This window comes from Aurantimonas sp. 22II-16-19i (genome assembly GCF_002088275.1).
Classification (GTDB): domain Bacteria; phylum Pseudomonadota; class Alphaproteobacteria; order Rhizobiales; family Rhizobiaceae; genus Jiella.
Map to the genome: position 1 here is coordinate 1 of NZ_AQQS01000072.1, position 3,685 is coordinate 3,685.

Here is a 3,685-nt window from a genome sequence, read left to right on the forward strand (position 1 = left end):
GGCTCAGGCGACGGTCCATAACGACGTCCGCCTCGACATCCAGGCGGCTGACGGCAAGCAACTGGGCCTGACGATCACGCGCGACCTGGTCGTGCCGTTCGTCGCGATGAACTTCGGGCCGCAACAGCTCTATCCGCGCGCCACCTATCAGGTCGCAGCGCCCGAGGATCTCGGTGGGCTGACGAACGCCGTCTCCGTCCTCGTGCCGCTCGGGCTGAAGGTTTCGCAGCGGGAGATGCGCGAGCGGGTGGGGCTTTCGGAGCCCGAGAAAGACGAGGAGCTGCTCAGTGTGCCGCAAGCGCCGACGGCGCCGGCGCCAGGCAGCAAGCCGGACGACAAGAGCGCCAAGAGGGCCAAGCCTTCAGAGACCGAGAAGGTGGACCCAGCCGGGGCTCCGGCGAGCCTGGCGGCGCGCGCGGTTCGCAGCGGGGATGCGATCGACCGGGCGGTCGACGAGATCCTGGGCGACTGGGAACCGCTGGTGGCGCCGATGATCGCGGGGCTTGAGGCGAAGCTCTCGGCCGCCAGCAACGAGGCGGAGGCGCGGACGATCCTGACGGCGCATCTTGCCGCCATGGACCCGAGCGCCTTGGCGGAAAAGCTGACGCAAGCCGTCTTTGCGGCGCGGCTCGCCGGCGAGGCGGGCGAGCTGCTGACGGACGAGGCGTGAGGGCGTGGCGATCGAGCTTCAGGCGCTGCCCTTCACCGAGGCGATCGCCGCGCTGGAACGGCGCGGCGCGACGCTCAAGCCGCAATTCTCCTGGCTCGACGACTGGCAGGCCGATCACGCGACGATGTTCACCGTGGCGAAGTCCGCCGGCTTCGACGTCCTTGGCGATATCTTCGAAGCCTATTCGAAGGCGCTTTCCGAGGGGCGGACGTTTCGGGACTTCTCGAGAGAACTGACGCCGGCCCTGCAGGCCAAGGGCTGGTGGGGCCGGCAGCTGGTGACCGATCCGCTCACCGGCGAGCAGACGATCGCCCATCTCGGGTCGACCCGGCGCCTGGCGACGATCTTCGACGCCAACATGCGGGTGTCTTACGCCGCTGGACACTGGTCGAGCTTCGCGCGCAACAAGGCGGCCAGGCCGTTCCTGCGCTACGTCCACCTGGAAGGCCAGGAGAACCCGCGCCTGCAGCACCAGGCCTGGCACAACACCGTTCTGCTGGTCGATGATCCCTGGTGGAACACTCACGCCTGCCCGAATGGCTGGGGCTGCAAATGCACGCTGCAAAGCCTCTCACAGCGTGATGTCGACCGGCTCCTGTCTCAGGGCGTGCCGCTCAAGTTCGAAGCGCCGGTGGGCGGCAGCCGCGAGTGGCTGAACAAGCGCACCGGCGAGATCCAGCGCGTTCCCGACGGCATCGATCCTGGCTGGGCCTACAATCCCGGCAAGGCCGGCTTCGAGGCGCAGCGGACGATCGGCGCCGAGAAGCTCGCCCGCTCGGCCGAGGGGGCGGCCAAGCTCGCCGATTCGGGGGATGGACCGGCGATCGCCGCCGAGGCGCGGATCCGCCACGCGGCCGAGCTCGTGCGCGAACCGGCCCTTGGATCGCTCCTTGAGGCGGCCAAGACCTTCGACCACACCGACCGATCCGAAGCCTCGTCCAAGGCCGGGCGCCGCGCCGTCCCGCTCGCCATCCTCTCCGACGAGCAACGCCAGGAGATCGGCGCCGGGACGAACAGCGTTGTCCTCTCGCTCCACACGGCCGCGAAGCAGATCGCGCATCATCCGGAGGTGACGCGGGAGGACTACGGGCTTGTTCAGCAGCTGATAGAGACGGCGCCCGTGCGCATCGAGGAGAGCGATCGCGAGCATGCCTTTGGTGGCGTCGTCAACGGGACGGCGTGGTGGGCCGTCGTAAAGAGCATCCGCGAGAGCGCCGAGGTGTTTCTTACCTCGCTGCGCCGGATGAGCCGGCGGCAGATCAGGAAGTTCGGACTGAACGGAGAGAAGAGGAAGGGTGGACCTGGAGGGTCGTAAGTCCCTCGCGGCTCATGGCCGGCTTTACAGTATGGCTCAGGTCCGATCACAAGATAGTCGATCTGGAATGGGGCGACAAGAAGAGGGGGCTCCCTAGCTTAGGTCCCGTAGAATCGTCCTGCCAAGGTCGCCCTGCTGCCACGCCGGAGATCCTCATGTCCGACCCTCCGCCGAAGCTCCCGCTCAAGCTTCAATGGCGACGCTCTCCTCTCGGACATCCCCCCGAAGACTATGTCGCGCTTTGGGAGGGAACGGAGGTCGGGCGGTTCTACCGCTACGACGGGTCGTCTGAGAACAAAGGGCTGTGGCTGTGGACGGTGTTTGCGTATCACCGCTCGCCCACCGCCGAAAGCGGACCTACCGGAGACTTTGTGAAAGGAGCGGCACGCGAGGCGGCCTTCGTGGTGGAAGAAGCGTTCGAACGCGCAAGGGCGGTCTGGGGCACCCCGGATGTCGTGAGGTTCAAAGAGCCGGGGGGCCGTTGATGCTCATCTGCCCACAGCGGATCCTCGCACAGAAGCCCGCTGGCGCGCGACGGCCCCTCTCAATGCGCCGTCGCCCGTGCCAGCCCCTCGAATCGCGCTGGTGCCCTTTGAAGCCCCTTTGACGGCGATCCTCGTCCGGGTCATTGTCTGCCATCGGCACTGACCGAGCCGACTCTCCGATCATCGCCTCCTGCCGCCGCCGTCACCGGGACATGTCCCGACTGATCAGCCGCATCGCGGACTGCGATGGTCCGCTCATGACGAGCACCGCTTCCACCCCTCATTCATCCGAAGCACCGGTCAGCACCGGCATGGCCGTGTCGACCGGCGACGTCGTCGTCGCGCTGGCCGCCGGCGCCGGCGGCGAGGCGACCCGGGCACCGGAGTGGATCAAGATCGCGCCCCGCGGCCGCACCGCGACCCGCGACGGCCGGTCCTACGCCTTCGACCCGGAGGCGCTGGCCGCCCGCTTCAACGCCGACGACGTCAAGGTGCCCGTCGATTTCGAGCACGGCACCATCCACCTCGCGGCCAAGGGGCAGCGGACCGACGCCATCGGTTGGGTCGAGGAACTCGCTGCCCGGGGCGACGGTCTCTATGGCCGCGTCGACTGGCTCGACGCCGGCAGGGCGGCGCTCGCCGCCCGCACCCATCGCTACGTCTCCCCGACCTTTCCGCATGATGCCGGCGGCAACGCCGTCTTCCTCCATTCGGTCGCGCTGGTGACGGCGCCAGCGCTCTCGAACATGCCGGCGCTTGCCGGCGCCCATTCCCAGCAACCGACACCGGACATTGCCATGAGCGACAAGATCGCGGCCGCCCTCGGGCTTGCCGCCGGAACCAGCGAGGCCGCGCTTCTGTCGGCGATCATCGACCTCGCCAAGAAGGCCGATGATGGCGGCGACGTCGCCAGCCTCCAGGCGGCGCTTTCGACGACGCAGACCGAACTGGCCGCCCTGCAGGCCGCGATGCGCAAGGGCGTCGTCGACACGCTGCTCGACACGGCGCTGAAGGAGAAGCGCATCGTGCCGGCCCAGCGCGAGAGCTACGCGTCGCTCTGCGCGACCGATGCCGGCCTAACGCAGGTCTCGGCCCTCCTGGCGGCGACGCCGCCTGCGCTGGGCGCCTCCGGCCTCGACGGCAAGCTGCCCGGCGAAGGCGGGGTGAAGGCGATCGACCCGGTGGCGCTTGCCGCCAAGGCCAACGCCTATCTCT

At 68.5% G+C, this 3,685-nt stretch carries 3 protein-coding genes; all 3 read left to right on the plus strand.

Features of this window, described 5'->3' with window-relative positions:
• On the plus strand, positions 1–670 hold a 670-nt coding region (locus ATO4_RS26545; RefSeq protein ID WP_139802732.1), incomplete at its 5' end, for a DUF935 family protein.
• A gap of 4 nt (positions 671–674) precedes the next feature.
• Positions 675–1,985 carry a phage minor head protein gene (locus tag ATO4_RS26550; protein ID WP_083595097.1) on the plus strand — a complete coding sequence of 437 codons (1,311 nt, stop codon included), beginning with the start codon at positions 675–677 and terminating at the stop codon, positions 1,983–1,985.
• A 742-nt stretch (positions 1,986–2,727) separates the two neighbouring features.
• Positions 2,728–3,685: phage protease (locus tag ATO4_RS26555; protein WP_176223200.1), on the plus strand; the 958-nt coding region annotated here is incomplete at its 3' end.